Consider the following 15179-nt stretch of genomic DNA (forward strand, 5'->3'; position numbering starts at 1 on the left):
CGCTGTCCGTGCGGGCCCTCCCCGCACCGGGGAACCGCCCAGGCTACATCCGCCCTCCCCCGGACTCCGTCCGGGGCCCCAGGCACCGGGAGTACCGCTCAGGCGACGTTGACCCTTTGTCCTGGGGGGGCCGCTTCGAGCCAGGCGAGGAAGCCGGTCAGGGCGTCCTCGCTCATCGCCAGCTCCACCCGGGTGCCGCGGTGCGAGCAGGCCAGGATCACCGAGTCCGACAGGAGCGCCAGCTCCTCGTCCCCCTCGGGCCTGCGGCGCTCCAGCACCTCGATCGCCTCCCGCTCCAGCAGCCTGCGCGGCCGCGGCGCGTAGGAGAAGACCCGGAACCACTCGATCCGATCGCCGCTGTAGCGGGAGACGCCGTACACCCAGCCCTTGCCGCCGGCCTCGGCTCCCTCGCCGGCATCCGGCGCGTTCCACCGCAGACTGCAGTCGAAGGTGCCGCCCGGCCGCTGGATCAGCCGCCGCCGCAGCCCGAAGGCGAACAGCCCCAGCAGCACCAGAGCCAGCACCGCCCCGGACAGCACGAGAGCGAGGACCATCTTCACCGACCTCCTCGCCTCGTCCGTCCGTACAGCAGCCAGCAATCACCTCAGCCGCGGACCGCTCCGGAGCGATGATCCGGTGCGGTCCGCGGCTGGGGCACGTACATGTGCGCGGGTCTCAGCGCGCGCTCGCCAAGGCGGCCCGAAGCCGGATCTCGGCGCGGCGCTCGGCGGCGGCGTCCGCCTCCGACTTCGCCCGCTCCAGCGCGCGCTCGGCGCGCTGGACATCGATCTCCTCGGAAAGCTCCGCGATCTCCGCGAGCAGCGACAGCTTGTTGTCCGCGAAGGAGATGAAGCCGCCGTGCACCGCGGCGACGACGGTGCCGCCCCCGCTCTCGCCGGTCGTACGGATCGTCACCGGGCCCGGCTTCAGCACACCGAGCAGCGGCTGGTGGCCGGGCATGACGCCGATATCACCCGACGAGGTGCGCGCGACGACCAGGCTGGCCTCGCCCGACCAGACCTTGCGGTCCGCGGCGACCAACTCGACGTGCAGCTCAGCCACAGTGGCTCCTCGAAACTGGGGTTTTCACAGGATAACGGTGCGCGGGGACAGGGGGCGGGTGGACCCGCCCCCTGTCGTGGGGCGCGGACGTCAGGAGACGCCCAGCTCCTTGGCCTTGGCCTTGAGGTCGTCCAGGCCACCGCACATGAAGAACGCCTGCTCCGGGAAGTGGTCGTACTCGCCGTCGGCGATCGCGTTGAAGGCCGCGATCGACTCGTCCAGCGGAACGTCCGATCCTTCCAGGCCGGTGAACTGCTTCGCCGCGTGGGTGTTCTGCGACAGGAAGCGCTCGATACGGCGGGCGCGGTGGACGACCAGCTTGTCCTCCTCGCCGAGCTCGTCGATACCGAGGATGGCGATGATGTCCTGGAGGTCCTTGTACTTCTGCAGGATCCCCTTGACGCGGGTGGCGCACTGGTAGTGCTCCTGCGAGATGTAGCGCGGGTCCAGGATCCGGGAGGTGGAGTCCAGCGGGTCCACCGCCGGGTAGATGCCCTTCTCCGAGATCGGACGCGACAGAACGGTGGTCGCGTCCAGGTGGGCGAAGGTCGTCGCCGGGGCCGGGTCGGTCAGGTCGTCCGCGGGCACGTAGATCGCCTGCATCGAGGTGATCGAGTGGCCGCGGGTGGAGGTGATGCGCTCCTGGAGGAGGCCCATCTCGTCCGCCAGGTTCGGCTGGTAGCCCACCGCGGAGGGCATGCGGCCCAGCAGGGTGGAGACCTCGGAACCGGCCTGGGTGAAGCGGAAGATGTTGTCGATGAAGAACAGCACGTCCTGCTTCTGGACGTCGCGGAAGTACTCCGCCATCGTCAGACCGGCCAGGGCCACGCGCAGACGGGTGCCCGGGGGCTCGTCCATCTGGCCGAAGACCAGCGCGGTCTGCGGGAGAACGCCGGACTCGGCCATCTCCTCGATCAGGTCGTTGCCCTCACGGGTGCGCTCGCCGACGCCGGCGAACACGGAAACGCCCTCGTGCAGCTTGGCCACACGCATGATCATTTCCTGGATGAGGACGGTCTTGCCGACGCCCGCGCCGCCGAACAGACCGATCTTGCCGCCCTTGACGTACGGGGTCAGCAGGTCGACGACCTTCAGGCCGGTCTCGAACATCTCGGTCTTGGACTCGAGCTGGTCGAAGGCCGGGGCCTTGCGGTGGATCTCCCAGCGCTCGGTGACCTCGGACTCGGCCTCCGGCTCGTTCAGGATGCGGCCCAGGGTGTTGAACACCCGGCCCTTGGTGACGTCGCCGACGGGCACGGTGATGCCGTGGCCGGTGTTGGTCACCGGGGCCTGGCGGACCAGGCCGTCGGTCGGCTCCATGGAGATCGCGCGGACCAGGCCCTCGCCCAGGTGCTGGGCGACCTCGAGGGTCAGCGTCTTCTTCGCGCCCTCCTCGGCCGGGTCGGCGACCTCGACGGTCAGCGCGTTGTAGATCTCCGGCATCGCGTCGACGGGGAACTCCACGTCGACGACCGGGCCGATGACCCGCGCGACGCGGCCGGTGGCCACGCCCGCCGCAGCGGTCGGCTCAACAGTGGTGGTCATAGTTGTCAGTCACTCCCCGCAGAAGCGTCGGCCAGCGCGCTGGCACCACCGACGATCTCGCTGATTTCCTGGGTGATGTCGGCCTGGCGGGCCTGGTTGGCAAGCCGCGTGAGCGACTTGATGAGGTCCTCGGCGTTGTCCGTCGCCGACTTCATCGCACGCCGGCGGGCGGCGTGCTCGGAGGCGGCGGACTGGAGCAGCGCGTTGTAGATCCGGCTCTCGACGTACCGCGGCAGCAGAGCGTCGAGAACCTCCTCCGCCGACGGCTCGAAGTCGAACAGCGGGAGGACCTGCTCCTTCTTCTCCACCTCGCCCTTGGCCTCGTCGAGGCTGAGGGGAAGCAGCCGCTTGTCGACCGGGTTCTGCGTCATCATCGACACGAACTCGGTGAAGACGATGTGCAGCTCGTCCACTCCGCCCTCGGCGGCGTCCTTGCGGACCGCCTCGATCAGCGGCCCGGCGACGGCCTTGGCGTCGGCATAGACCGGACGGTCGGTGAAGCCCGTCCACGACTGGGCGACCTTGCGGTCACGGAAGCCGTAGTAGGCCACGCCCTTGCGGCCGACGATGTAGGCGTCGACCTCCTTGCCCTCGGCCCGCAGCCGCTCGGTCAGCCGCTCGGCCTTCTTGATGGCGTTGGCCGAGTAGCCGCCGGCCAGTCCGCGGTCGCTCGTGACGAGCAGGACCGCGGCCCGGACCGGCTTCTCGGACTCGGTGGTCAGCGGGTGCTGGGTGTTGGAACCGGTGGCGACGGCGGCGACGGCCCGGGTCAGCTCGTCGGCGTACGGAGTCGACGCGGCCACCTGGCGCTGTGCCTTGACGATGCGCGAGGCGGAGATCATCTCCATCGCCTTGGTGATCTTCTTGGTCGCGCTGACGGAGCGAATCCGCCGCTTGTAGATCCTGACCTGCGCGCCCATGGATCAGCCCTCGCCCAGCAGCTTGCCGTCCGAGGTCTCGAACTGCTTCTTGAAGGAGGCGATGGCGTCCGACAGCGACTGGAGGGTGTCGTCGGACATCTTGCCGCCCTCGCGGATGCCGGTCATCAGGTCCTTGCGCTCGCGGTGCAGGTGCTCCAGCAGGTCGCTCTCGAAGCGCCGGATGTCCTCGACGGGGACGTCGTCCATGCGGCCGGTGGTGCCCGCCCAGATGGAGACGACCTGGTCCTCGGTCGGGTACGGAGCGTACTGCGACTGCTTGAGCAGCTCGACCATGCGCTTGCCGCGCTCCAGCGCCGCCTTGGAGGCGTCGTCCAGGTCGGAGCCGAAGGCGGCGAACGCCTCCAGCTCGCGGAACTGGGCGAGGTCCACGCGGAGCCGGCCGGAGACCTGCTTCATGGCCTTGTGCTGGGCCGAGCCACCGACTCGGGAGACGGAGATACCGACGTTCAGCGCCGGGCGCTGGCCCGCGTTGAACAGGTCGGACTCCAGGAAGCACTGGCCGTCGGTGATGGAGATGACGTTGGTCGGGATGAACGCCGAAACGTCGTTCGCCTTGGTCTCGATGATCGGCAGACCGGTCATCGAGCCGGCGCCCATCTCGTCCGAGAGCTTGGCGCAGCGCTCCAGCAGCCGGGAGTGCAGGTAGAAGACGTCGCCCGGGTAGGCCTCGCGGCCCGGCGGACGGCGCAGCAGCAGGGACACGGCGCGGTAGGCGTCGGCCTGCTTGGACAGGTCGTCGAAGATGATCAGGACGTGCTTGCCCTGGTACATCCAGTGCTGGCCGATGGCCGAGCCGGTGTAGGGGGCCAGGTACTTGAAGCCCGCCGGGTCGGACGCCGGGGCGGCGACGATGGTGGTGTACTCCAGCGCGCCGTTCTCCTCCAGCGCCGCGCGCACGGAGGCGATGGTGGAGCCCTTCTGGCCGATGGCGACGTAGATGCAGCGGACCTGCTTGTTCGGGTCGCCGGAGCGCCAGTTGTCGCGCTGGTTGATGATCGTGTCGATCGCCAGGGCGGTCTTGCCGGTCTGGCGGTCGCCGATGATCAGCTGGCGCTGGCCGCGGCCGATCGGGGTCATCGCGTCGACGGCCTTGTAGCCCGTCTCCATCGGCTCGTGCACCGACTTGCGCTGCATGACCGTGGGGGCCTGCAGCTCGAGGGCGCGGCGGCCCTCGGTCTCGATCTCGCCGAGGCCGTCGACCGGGTTGCCCAGCGGGTCGACGACGCGGCCGAGGTAACCGTCGCCGACCGCGACGGAGAGGACCTCGCCGGTGCGGCGCACCGTCTGGCCCTCCTCGATGCCGCTGAACTCGCCGAGGACGACCGCACCGATCTCGCGCTCCTCGAGGTTGAGGGCGAGGCCGAGGGTGCCGTCCTCGAACTTCAGCAGCTCGTTCGCCATGGCCGAGGGAAGACCCTCGACCTTCGCAATGCCGTCACCGGCAAGGCTGACCGTCCCGACCTCTTCGCGCGAGGCCGCGTCCGGCTTGTACGACTGGACGAAGTTCTCCAGCGCGTCCCGGATCTCATCCGGCCGGATCGTGAGCTCCGCCATCTGGGTTCCCTGCTCTCCTTGTTGGGCCCGTATATGTCTGCTACGGCCCAACTCGGGCCGCCAGTACTGCTTCTTGAGTTGGTTTGGTGCCTGCGGCCGTACCGTCCGCCGGCCGCCGGGTCAGCCCGCCATCCGCCGGGTCGCCGACTCCAGGCGCTCCGAGACGGTGCCGTCGATGACCTCGTCGCCGATGCGCACCCTGATCCCGCCGAGGATCTCGGGATCCACGTCGAGGTTGAGGTGCACCTCGCGCCCGTACAGCTTCGCCAGCGCGGCGCCCAGGCGCTGCTTCTGGCGGTCGCTGAGCGGTACGGCGGTCGTGACCACGGCGACCGAGCGGTTGCGGCGCTCGGCTGCCAGCCCGGAGAGGGCTTCGAGCCCTCCCTCAAGACTACGGCCACGCGGCTGCTTCACGAGGCGGACGACCAGCCGCTCGGTGGCGGGCCTGGCGCGGCCCCCGAGCAGCCGGTGCAGCAGCTCGGTCTTGGCAGCCTTCAGCTCGTCGTCGGCGACCTTGCCGCCGAGGACGGCGCGGAGCTCCGGCGAGGAGGCGACCGTCCGGGAGAACCGGAACAGCTCGTCCTCGACGTCGTCCAGGGTGCCGTCGCGCTCGGCCGCGGTGAGGTCGGCCACGTCGGCGAGCTGCTCGACCGCGTCCACCAGGTCGCGCGAGCGCGACCAGCGGGAGCGGACCATGCCGGAGACCAGGTCGACGGCCTCGCCGCCCACCTGGCCGGCCAGCAGGCGCCCGACCAGCTCGGCCTTGGCCTCGCCGGGCTGCGCCGGGTCGGTCAGGACCCGACGCAGCGACACCTCGCGGTCGAGCAGCGCGGTGACCGCGGCCAGCTCGTCGGCGAGCCGGGCCGCGTCGACGGACGTGGAGTCCGTCAGCGCGTCCAGTCGCTCCCGGGCTGCGGCCAGTGCTTCGCGGCTCGCTCCGTTCATCGGGCGGCTCCGGTCTCGGCGGAGGCCGCCTTCGTCTCGAGCTCGTCGAGGAAGCGGTCGATCGTGCGGCTCTGCCGGGCGACGTCCTCGAGGGACTCGCCGACCAGCTTGCCGGCCAGGTCGGTGGCGAGCTTGCCCACGTCCTGGCGCAGCGCCTGCGCGGCCTGCCGGCGGTCGGCCTCGATCTGGGCGTGACCGGCGGCGATGATCTCCTCACGCTGCCGCTGACCCTCCGCGCGCATCTCGGCGATGAGCGCGGCGCCCTGCTCCTGCGCCTCCTGGCGCAGGCGCGCGGCCTCGTGGCGGGCCTCGGCGAGCTGGGCCTTGTACTGCTCGAGGGTCTGCTGCGCCTCGATCTGGGCCGCCTCGGCCTTCTCGATGCCGCCCTCGATGGCCTCCCGCCGCTCGTCCAGAACCTTGTTGATGTTCGGGAGGAGCTTCTTGGCGAGGAACCCGAAGACGATGGCGAACGCGATCAGGCCGATGACGAGCTCTGGGATCGGCGGGATCGGAGGATTCTGAGGCTCCTCCGCCGCCAGCTGTACCAGGGCGTTCACATCAGTGCCTTTCGTCGAAAGAGGCTGTCAGTGGGTCTTGCTCACTGACCGAACACGAACGGCATGACGATGCCGATCAGGGCCAGGGCCTCACAGAAGGCGAAGCCGAGGATCTGGTTGGCGCGGATCAGACCGGCGGCCTCGGGCTGGCGGGCCAGGGCCTGGGTGCCGTTGCCGAAGATGATGCCGATGCCCACGCCGGGACCGATCGCGGCCAGGCCGTAGCCGATGGAGCCGAGGGAACCAGTGACAGCGGCGAGGTTCGCAAGGTCGGACATGCCGTATCTTCCTTCTTCTTCATGAACCGGTGGGGGTTGGCCACCGGACAGCCAGGGGTTGGGTGGCGCGAGGGGGCTCAGTGGTGCTCGGCGAGCGCGCCCTGCACGTAGTTGGCGGCCAGGAGGACGAAGACGTACGCCTGGACTGCCTGGATGAAGAGCTCGAACGCGGTGAGGACGATCACCATCACGAACGAGACGCCGGCGTAGGCGATGCCGATGCCGTTCAGCAGGTACCAGGCGGCGATGGTGAACATCACCAGCAGCAGGTGGCCGGCGAACATGTTGGCGAAGAGCCGGACCGCGTGCGTGAACGGGCGGACGAGGGTGTTCGAGAAGAATTCGATCACGACGACCAGCGGGAGGACCGCGCCGAGCGACTTGTCGTAGCCCGTGAGGTTCTTCAGACCGCCGCCGAAGCCGTGCTTCCTGAACGTCAGGTACATCCACGTGACGTAGACGAGCAGCGCCATACCCGCGGGGAAGGCGATGATCGAGGTCACCGGGAACTGGGCCAGCGGGACGATGGACCAGAGGTTCATGATCCAGATGAAGAAGAACAGCGCCACCATGAAGGGCACGAACTTCTCGCCGTCGCGCTTGCCGAGCGTCTCGTAGACGATCCCGCGGCGCACGAAGTCGTAGCCGGCCTCGCCGACCATCTGCAGCTTGCCGGGCACCAGCTTCGGCTTGTTGAAGGCGGCCCAGAAGAAGCCGACGACCACGACCGTGCTCAGCAGCGCCAGCAGGATCGGCTTGTTGAACTCGAACCCGCCGATCGTGAACATCGGCTCGAAGATGAACGAGTGCAGGCCCGGAGCAGGAAAGCCGCACCCGTCGAAGATGTGGCAGTCGACCTCGAAGGCGAGCATCTGGTCAGAACTCACCGCGGGCTCCTTCAACATGGCGCATGGGTACGGCAACCTCGATGTGTCGGCGCGGCGCGCGGCCACGGAACGGCACTGGACTGGACTTGCGATTCTGGGGGCGGCTGATGGGCTGCGCTGGCTGCCGCTTCCGTCCCGGAGAACCTATGGACGAACCAGCGGATTCAGCCACCCGCGCCTGCGATACCGCAGTTGGCACCGGACGATAGCAGGAGTTCGAAAGCGCCTTTATCCCGGCCCTACGCGTCACGGCTTGGACCCCTGCACGGCGGGGCCGTTCCCCTTGGACGACTCGGGCTCCACGTACATGATCTTGGCCTTCATGTGCGCGCGGGCCTGGGCGGCGATCCACACCAGAGTGGTCCCGAGCAGGGAGAAGGCGAACACCTTGGTGTCGAACAGCGTGGTGTTCTTGAAGACTGCGAGCACGACCGCGAGCAGCAGGATCTGCGTCGTGTAGAGCATCAGGCCCATGGCCTGGAACAGGTACGGGAAGGACCTGGCGACCCACTGGAGCACGGTGAGACCGATCCCCATGAAGAGGATCACGATGACGGCTCCGAACGCCGCGCCGATCACACCCTGGCCGCCGGCGAACACGCCACCCGCGACCGCGGCCACGGCACCGGCGGCGGCGGTCGGGACGGCGCAGTGCAGCAGCATGCGAACGTCGTTCGACTGCATGGGGAAGGCTCCGAGTTTCGGGGGCGTCTTGCGTCGCTGACGAGCGTATCCCCGGCGAATGAGGACGAAGGCCTCACCCCGTCGGACCGCCGCACTACGGTCCTTACAGGGGGTTACCGGGTTCTCGTGAACGGTATCACAAACTATTTGATGAGGTCTTTACCTACATCGTGTGCGGACTCTCACACGAGCGGGGTAACCGGCGCGGCGTCGCGCTGACGGACGCCGGGAAGACTGCTATGTGGGGCGCACGGCCGCTCACGACCGGCTGTCGACCCGGCTGTCGGCCCTGTCCTCGCGCCTTCCCCCGCGCCGCGCCAGGCGGTCGTGCTCCCGCAGCGAGGTCGCTCCGTTCGCCCTGCCCCCGGGCTTCGCGGCGGACTCCGCCGGACCCTCCGCCCCCGCTTCCGGCTCCCCCACCGGACCGCGCCGGGCGCGGTAGCGCGGCGGCACGACCGCCTGCGCCCAGCGCGGCACCCTCGGGGTGAAGCGGGGCAGCAGCAGGATCACCAGCCCCACCGCGCTCAGCAGCACGATCGCGAGCACGATGACCAGGCTGGAGGAGCGCACCGAGAAGGCCACCGCGCCGAAGGCGATCAGCGCCGACCAGAAGTACATGATCAGCACCGCGCGGCTGTGGGAGTGGCCGATCTCCAGCAGCCGGTGGTGCAGATGGCCGCGGTCGGCGGCGAACGGCGACTGGCCCCGCCAGGTGCGCCTCACGACCGCCAGCACCAGGTCGGCGATGGGCACCGCGATGATCGTCAGCGGCAGCAGCACCGGCATGTAGACCGGCACCATCGTCTGGACCGTGGTCTTGACCGAGCCGGTGGTGTCGGTGATGACGTCCGGGTCGACCTGCCCGGTGATGGAGACCGCCCCGGCGGCCAGCACCAGACCGATGAGCATCGACCCGGAGTCGCCCATGAAGATCCGCGCGGGGTGCATGTTGTGCGGCAGGAAGCCCAGGCACATGCCCATCAGGACGGCGGCGAAGAGCGTCGCGGGGGCCGCGGCCTCGATGCCGTAGCCGTACCAGATCCGGTAGGCGTACATGAAGAACGCCGCGGCCGCGATGCCGACCATGCCGGAGGCCAGGCCGTCCAGGCCGTCGACGAAGTTGACCGCGTTGATGGTGACGACGACCACCGCCACCGTCAGCAGCGTGCCCTGCAGCGGGGTCAGCGCGACGTTGCCCACGCCCGGTACCGGCAGCCACAGGATCGTCAGACCCTGCCAGACCATCACGCCCGCGGCGATCATCTGGCCGCCGAGCTTGATCAGCGCGTCCACGCCCCACTTGTCGTCCAGGACGCCCAGCAGCCAGATGAGGCCGGCGCCGGCCAGCAGCGCGCGGGGCTCGTCGGAGAGCCGGAAGACGTCGCCGACGTTGGTGAGCTGGGAGGCCGCCAGCAGACCCGCGCACAGCCCGCCGAACATGGCGATGCCGCCGAGCCGGGGCGTCGGTTCGCGGTGCACGTCGCGGGCCCGGATCTCGGGCATCGCGCCCGCCGCGATCGCGAACTTCCTCACCGGACCGGTGAGGAGGTAGGTGACCGCGGCCGTGACGCACAGCGTCAGCAGGTATTCACGCACGGATTCCCCAGAACTCTCGCGGGCTCACCGGGCTCACGCCCGGGACACCACACCTTAGACAACGGCCCGGTGCCGGCGGTTGCGCGCCCGGCACCGCCCGGTACGGTCTCACGTCCGCGCCGGGACCCCCGTCAGGGCCGTGACCACCGGATCCAGGGCCGCGTTGATCTCCTCGCCGACACTGCGGAAGTACGTGATGGGGGCGCCGTAGGGATCGTAGACCTCGTCGGCCTCCGCGCTGGGCGCCAGCAGCCAGCCGCGCAGCGCCGCGGCGGCCCGCACCAGGGCGCGGGCGCGCTCGACGACCCCGCCGTCGGCGTCGGGTCCGGGCAGGGTGGCGGGGTCGATGGCCCGCACCAGACGGGTGAACTCCTTGAGCGTGAAGGTGCGCAGTCCCGCCGAGTGCCCCATGGAGATCACCTGCGCCCGGTGGTCGCGGGTGGCGGTCAGCACCAGGTCGGCTCTGATGACGTGCTCGTCCAGCAGTTCGCGGCCGAGGAAGCCGGACGGGTCCGCACCGTACTCCAGCAGGACCTCCGCCGCGTGCTCCTCCATCGGCGCGCCCTCGTGCCCCCACGTCCCCGCGCTCTCCACCACCAGTCCGCCGGCCCGCTCGTCGCCGAGTCTGGCCACCAGGGCATGCCTGGTCAGCCGCTCGGTGATGGGCGAGCGGCAGACGTTTCCGGTGGAGACGTGGAGGATGCGGAAGACCGGTATGCCATGCTCCTCGGACGCCCCGGCGGGCGGGGTCAACTGGCGACCTCGAGGTCGGGCACGACCTTGCGCAGCTCCTCCGCGCTGATCGCGCCCGCGCGCAGCAGCCTGGGCACCGGGCCGGTGACGTCGACGATCGAGGAGGGCACCGAGTCGGGGGTGGGGCCGCCGTCGAGGTAGACGGCGACGGAGTCGCCCAGCATCTCCTGGGCGGCGTCGCAGGTCTGCGGGGCCGGGTGCCCGGTGAGGTTGGCCGACGACACCGCCATCGGGCCGGTCTCGGTCAGCAGCTCGATCGCCACCGGGTGCAGCGGCATGCGGACGGCGACCGTGCCGCCGGTCTCGCCCAGGTCCCAGGTCAGCGATGGCTGGTGGCGGGCGACGAGGGTGAGCGCGCCGGGCCAGAAGGCGTCCACCAGTTCCCACGCCTGCTCGGAGAAGTCGGTGACCAGGCCGTGCAGGGTGTTCGGGGAGCCGATCAGGACGGGTGAGGGCATGCCGCGCCCGCGTCCCTTGGCCTCCAGCAGGTCGCCGACGGCCTCCGGGGTGAAGGCGTCGGCGCCGATGCCGTAGACGGTGTCCGTGGGCAGCACGACGAGTTCGCCTCGGCGGACCGCCGAGGCTGCCTCGCGCAGGCCGGTCGCGCGGTCGGTCGCGTCGGAGCAGTCGTAACGCCGTGCCATTTACGGCACCTCCCTGCGTGCTGTGGCAAAACGGGGCCGGTTGTTGAGGTCGGGGTGGTCCGCGGCGTCCGCCCAGCCGCGGTCCTCGGTGAAGATCCAGGGGACCTGGCCGCCCTGGGTGTCGGCGTGTTCGACGACGACCAGGCCGCCGGGGCGCAGCAGGCGGTGCGCGGTGCGTTCGATGCCGCGGATGACGTCCAGTCCGTCCTCGCCCGAGAACAACGCCATCTGCGGGTCGTGGTCACGTGCCTCGGGGGCGACGTACTCCCACTCGGTGAGCGGGATGTAGGGCGGGTTGGAGATGACGAGGTCGACCTGGCCGTCCAGCTCGGGCAGGGCGGTCAGGGCGTCGCCGTGGTGCAGGGTGACGCGGGAGCCCTCGGTGTTCCTGCGGGCCCACTCCAGCGCGCCGTCGTCCAGTTCCACGGCGTGCACGCGCGAGCGCGGCACCTCCTGGGCGAGCGCGAGCGCGATGGCCCCGGAGCCGGTGCACAGATCGACGATCAGGGGCTCGGCGACGTCCATGGCGCGTACGGCGTCTATCGCCCAGCCGACCACCGACTCGGTCTCGGGGCGCGGCACGAACACCCCCGGACCCACCTGGAGCTCCAGGTAGCGGAAGAAGGCCCGGCCGGTGATGTGCTGGAGCGGTTCGCGGGCCTCGCGGCGGGCGACGGCCTCCCAGTAGCGGGCGTCGAAGTCGGCGTCGGCGACGCGGTGCAGTTCCCCGCGCCTGACGCCGTGCACGTACGCCGCCAGCTCCTCCGCGTCGAAGCGCGGGGAGGGCACTCCGGCGTCGGCGAGCCGCTGGGTGGCCTGGGCCACCTCGGCGAGCAGTACGTTCACGTTCCTCGTCCTCCACCCGTCCCTGCGCGCCCCGCCCCGGGGCGCCGCACGGTTACTGAGCCGCGGCCAGCTTGGCCGCGGAGTCGGCGTCCACGCACGCCTGGATCACCGCGTCCAGGTCGCCGTCCAGCACCTGGTCCAGGTTGTACGCCTTGAAGCCCACCCGGTGGTCCGAGATCCGGTTCTCCGGGAAGTTGTAGGTGCGCACCCGCTCCGACCGGTCCACCGTACGCACCTGGCTGCGGCGCGCGTCGGAGGCCTCCCTCTCCGCCTCCTCCTGGGCCGCCGCCAGCAGGCGGGCGCGCAGGATGCGCAGCGCCTGCTCCTTGTTCTGCAGCTGGCTCTTCTCGTTCTGGCAGGAGACGACGATGCCGGTGGGCACGTGGGTGATGCGTACGGCGGAGTCGGTGGTGTTCACGGACTGGCCGCCGGGGCCGGAGGAGCGGTAGACGTCGATCCGCAGGTCGCCGGGGTTGATCTCGACGTCGACGTCCTCGGCCTCGGGCAGGACGAGGACGCCCGCTGCGGAGGTGTGGATGCGGCCCTGGGACTCGGTGGCGGGCACCCGCTGGACGCGGTGGACGCCGCCCTCGTACTTCAGCCGGGCCCACACGCCCTGGCCGGGCTCGGTGCTGTTCTTGGTCTTCACCGCGACCTGGACGTCCTTGTAGCCGCCGAGGTCGGACTCGTTGGCCTCGATGACCTCGGTCTTCCAGCCCTGCCGCTCGGCGTAGCGCAGGTACATGCGCAGCAGGTCGCCGGCGAACAGTGCGGACTCCTCGCCGCCCTCGCCCGCCTTGATCTCCAGGATGACGTCCTTGTCGTCGCTGGGGTCGCGCGGGACGAGCAGCAGCCGCAGCCGCTCGGTGAGCTCCTCGCGCCGGGCCTCCAGCTCCTTGACCTCGGCGGCGAAGTCCGGGTCGTCGGCGGCCAGCTCGCGGGCGGTGGCGATGTCGTCGCCGGTGCGCTTCCAGTCGTGGTAGGCGCCCACGATCGGGGTCAGCTCGGCGTAGCGCTTGCCCAGTCTGCGGGCGTTGGCCTGGTCCGCGTGGACGGCGGGATCGGCGAGCCGCTTCTCGAGGTCGGCGTGCTCACCGATCAGTTCCTCGACCGCCTCGAACATCGTTGAGTCCTTCGTGTGGAGAGAGGGCTGCCGGGACGGCAAAACGCCGGTCCGGCCCTCCCTGGGGGACGGCCGAGGACCGGCGTTCGGGGTCGCTACTTCTTGTTCCTCGACCCGGCGTTCTTGCCGAAGCGGGCCTCGAAGCGGGCCACGCGGCCACCGGTGTCGAGGATCTTCTGCTTGCCCGTGTAGAACGGGTGGCACGCGGAGCACACGTCGGCACGGATGGTGCCGTCGGTGACGGTGCTACGGGTGGTGAAGGAGTTTCCGCAGGTGCAGCTGACCTGGGTCTCCACGTACTCCGGGTGGATGTCGCGCTTCAAGGTCTCTCCTAGGTATCGGGAGGGTTCCGGGTCGCACCGGCTCCTCGCGCCCGATGGGCGGGCTGCGGGGATGTCTGCCTGCGCGTGAACCGGGACCGACGCACCAGTCTGCCATTACTGGCCGCACCTCCCAAAACCAGGTGGCGGCGGATGCTATTCCCCGGCTTCCACGGCGTCCTCGGCTTCCTCGGCCTCCTGGGCCGCGGATCCCTTGGTGACGGAGTCGGGAATCGGCCGGTCCGCCTTGAGCGCGTCCCAGACCCGCTCCGTCTGCACCCCGATCGGCACCACCCGGTTGGGATCGGCGTAGGAGTAGCGCACCGGCAGGGTGACCGTCTCGATGTCCTCGGAGCCGATGTCCTTCACGGCCCCGGCCAGGCCGGCCAGGTCGGAGGCCGACGCCAGGGCCGCGTCGGTGGTGAGGTGGGAGGTGACGGTGTCGAGGAGGTCGTAGGTCTTCTTGGGGTCGGAGAACACCCCGACCTCCCTCACCCGGTCGGCGAAGGCCCCGACGAAGGCGTGCTGGAGCTTTATGCGGCCCAGGTCGCTGCCGTTGCCCACGCCCTTGCGGGTGCGGACCAGGCCCAGGGCCTGCTCCCCGTCCAGGGTGTGGCGCCCCGGCTCCAGGCTCAGCCGGCTGTCGTCGTCCTCGATCGGCTCGGTGACGGTGATCTCCACCCCGCCCAGTTCGTCGACCACCTTCTTGAAACCCGTGAAGTCGAGCTCCACGTAGTGGTCCATGCGGATGCCGGTCATCGACTCGACCGTCTTGACGGTGCAGGCGGGGCCGCCGATCTCGTACGCCTGGTTGAACATCGCGCGCCGGGCGGCGGGCGCCGTGCCGCCGCCGGTCTTCTCGCACTCGGGCCGCTCGACGAGGGTGTCGCGGGGGATGGAGACGACGGACGCCCGGTCGTGGGCCTTGTTGACGTGGACGATCATCGCGGTGTCGGAGCGGGCGGTGCCGTCGTCGCGGCCGTAGCGGGAGTTGTCCCCGGAGCGGCTGTCGGAGCCGAGCAGGAGGATGTCCAGCGTGCCGTCGGGGACGTCCGCGGGCCGGTCGGGGCCCAGGACGGAGTCGATGTCGACGCCGGCGATGTTGCCGTCGATCCTGAGGTAGACGAGCCCGAATCCGGCCCCGGCCAGCACGAGGGCGCCGACCGTGGCCCACACGGCCGCGTACAGCCCCCTGCGCCGCCGTGGGCGCGGGCTTCGGCGCTCCTGCCCACCGCTCTCCCCGCCGCCGGTGGTGGTGTCCTCGTCCGCCATGTCGTTCCTCGTCTGCCGTACGTCTCCCCTGCCGTGTGGGGCTGCCGCGGGGCCGTCCGGCGCCGTGGGAACCGCCGGACCGGGCCGGGCCGGACGGACGGCGGTCGGCGAGGGGCTTCCCTCTCCACTTGCGACGACGTACCCCCATCGGGCCTGATCACTCCGCGCCCCC

At 70.3% G+C, this 15179-nt stretch carries 17 protein-coding genes; all 17 read right to left on the reverse strand.

Features of this window, described 5'->3' with window-relative positions; all coding sequences use genetic code 11:
• Positions 1-98 precede the first annotated feature (98 nt).
• The 17 genes from BMY40_RS20985 to BMY40_RS21065 all read right to left on the reverse strand — a co-directional run bounded on the left by BMY40_RS20985 (position 99) and on the right by BMY40_RS21065 (position 15007).
• Positions 99-554 carry a DUF2550 domain-containing protein gene (locus BMY40_RS20985; protein ID WP_093662050.1) on the reverse strand — a complete coding sequence of 152 codons (456 nt, stop codon included), beginning with the start codon at positions 552-554 and terminating at the stop codon, positions 99-101.
• Between the two features lie 121 nt (positions 555-675).
• Positions 676-1062, reverse strand: coding sequence for a F0F1 ATP synthase subunit epsilon (locus BMY40_RS20990; protein WP_093661929.1), 387 nt, complete (start codon positions 1060-1062; stop codon positions 676-678).
• A 90-nt stretch (positions 1063-1152) separates the two neighbouring features.
• Positions 1153-2607 carry a F0F1 ATP synthase subunit beta gene (gene atpD, locus BMY40_RS20995; RefSeq protein ID WP_093661931.1) on the reverse strand — a complete coding sequence of 485 codons (1455 nt, stop codon included), beginning with the start codon at positions 2605-2607 and terminating at the stop codon, positions 1153-1155.
• A gap of 5 nt (positions 2608-2612) precedes the next feature.
• Positions 2613-3527, reverse strand: a complete 915-nt coding sequence (locus BMY40_RS21000) for a F0F1 ATP synthase subunit gamma (protein ID WP_093661933.1) — start codon at positions 3525-3527, stop codon at positions 2613-2615.
• Positions 3528-3530: 3 nt separating this feature from the next.
• Entirely contained in the window at positions 3531-5102 is a 1572-nt protein-coding gene (gene atpA / locus BMY40_RS21005; protein WP_093661935.1) for a F0F1 ATP synthase subunit alpha, read from the reverse strand.
• A 120-nt stretch (positions 5103-5222) separates the two neighbouring features.
• Positions 5223-6047 carry a F0F1 ATP synthase subunit delta gene (locus BMY40_RS21010; protein WP_093661937.1) on the reverse strand — a complete coding sequence of 275 codons (825 nt, stop codon included), beginning with the start codon at positions 6045-6047 and terminating at the stop codon, positions 5223-5225.
• On the reverse strand, positions 6044-6604 hold the full coding sequence (locus tag BMY40_RS21015; protein ID WP_093661939.1) for a F0F1 ATP synthase subunit B: 561 nt from the start codon (positions 6602-6604) through the stop codon (positions 6044-6046). Before BMY40_RS21015 ends, BMY40_RS21010 begins: the two co-directional genes overlap by 4 nt.
• Before the next feature lie 41 nt (positions 6605-6645).
• The gene (gene atpE / locus BMY40_RS21020; RefSeq protein WP_093661941.1) at positions 6646-6882 is read right to left on the reverse strand and encodes an ATP synthase F0 subunit C; all 237 of its coding nucleotides are present in this window, start codon (positions 6880-6882) and stop codon (positions 6646-6648) included.
• A gap of 77 nt (positions 6883-6959) precedes the next feature.
• Positions 6960-7769, reverse strand: coding sequence for a F0F1 ATP synthase subunit A (atpB, locus tag BMY40_RS21025; protein ID WP_093661943.1), 810 nt, complete (start codon positions 7767-7769; stop codon positions 6960-6962).
• A gap of 246 nt (positions 7770-8015) precedes the next feature.
• On the reverse strand, positions 8016-8453 hold the full coding sequence (locus BMY40_RS21030; RefSeq protein WP_093661945.1) for a Cg1360 family ATP-synthase-associated protein: 438 nt from the start codon (positions 8451-8453) through the stop codon (positions 8016-8018).
• Between the two features lie 258 nt (positions 8454-8711).
• Positions 8712-10049: an MraY family glycosyltransferase gene (locus BMY40_RS21035; RefSeq protein WP_093661947.1), complete on the reverse strand. Its 1338-nt coding sequence runs from the start codon at positions 10047-10049 to the stop codon at positions 8712-8714.
• A 108-nt stretch (positions 10050-10157) separates the two neighbouring features.
• The gene (locus BMY40_RS21040; RefSeq protein WP_093661949.1) at positions 10158-10802 is read right to left on the reverse strand and encodes an arsenate reductase/protein-tyrosine-phosphatase family protein; all 645 of its coding nucleotides are present in this window, start codon (positions 10800-10802) and stop codon (positions 10158-10160) included.
• Positions 10799-11446, reverse strand: a complete 648-nt coding sequence (locus tag BMY40_RS21045) for an L-threonylcarbamoyladenylate synthase (protein ID WP_093661951.1) — start codon at positions 11444-11446, stop codon at positions 10799-10801. The genes BMY40_RS21040 and BMY40_RS21045 overlap by 4 nt, the downstream gene beginning before the upstream one ends.
• Complete coding sequence (gene prmC / locus BMY40_RS21050; protein WP_093661953.1) at positions 11447-12292, reverse strand: peptide chain release factor N(5)-glutamine methyltransferase; 846 nt, start codon at positions 12290-12292, stop codon at positions 11447-11449.
• A gap of 52 nt (positions 12293-12344) precedes the next feature.
• The gene (gene prfA / locus BMY40_RS21055; protein ID WP_093661955.1) at positions 12345-13415 is read right to left on the reverse strand and encodes a peptide chain release factor 1; all 1071 of its coding nucleotides are present in this window, start codon (positions 13413-13415) and stop codon (positions 12345-12347) included.
• 95 nt (positions 13416-13510) lie between these two features.
• Positions 13511-13738 (reverse strand): 50S ribosomal protein L31, encoded by a 228-nt coding sequence (rpmE, locus tag BMY40_RS21060; protein WP_093661957.1) that lies wholly within the window; start codon positions 13736-13738, stop codon positions 13511-13513.
• A 153-nt stretch (positions 13739-13891) separates the two neighbouring features.
• On the reverse strand, positions 13892-15007 hold the full coding sequence (locus BMY40_RS21065) for an LCP family protein (RefSeq protein WP_093661959.1): 1116 nt from the start codon (positions 15005-15007) through the stop codon (positions 13892-13894).
• Between the last annotated feature and the right edge of the window lie 172 nt (positions 15008-15179).

This window comes from Streptomyces radiopugnans (genome assembly GCF_900110735.1).
GTDB classification, from domain to species: Bacteria; Actinomycetota; Actinomycetes; order Streptomycetales; family Streptomycetaceae; genus Streptomyces; species Streptomyces radiopugnans.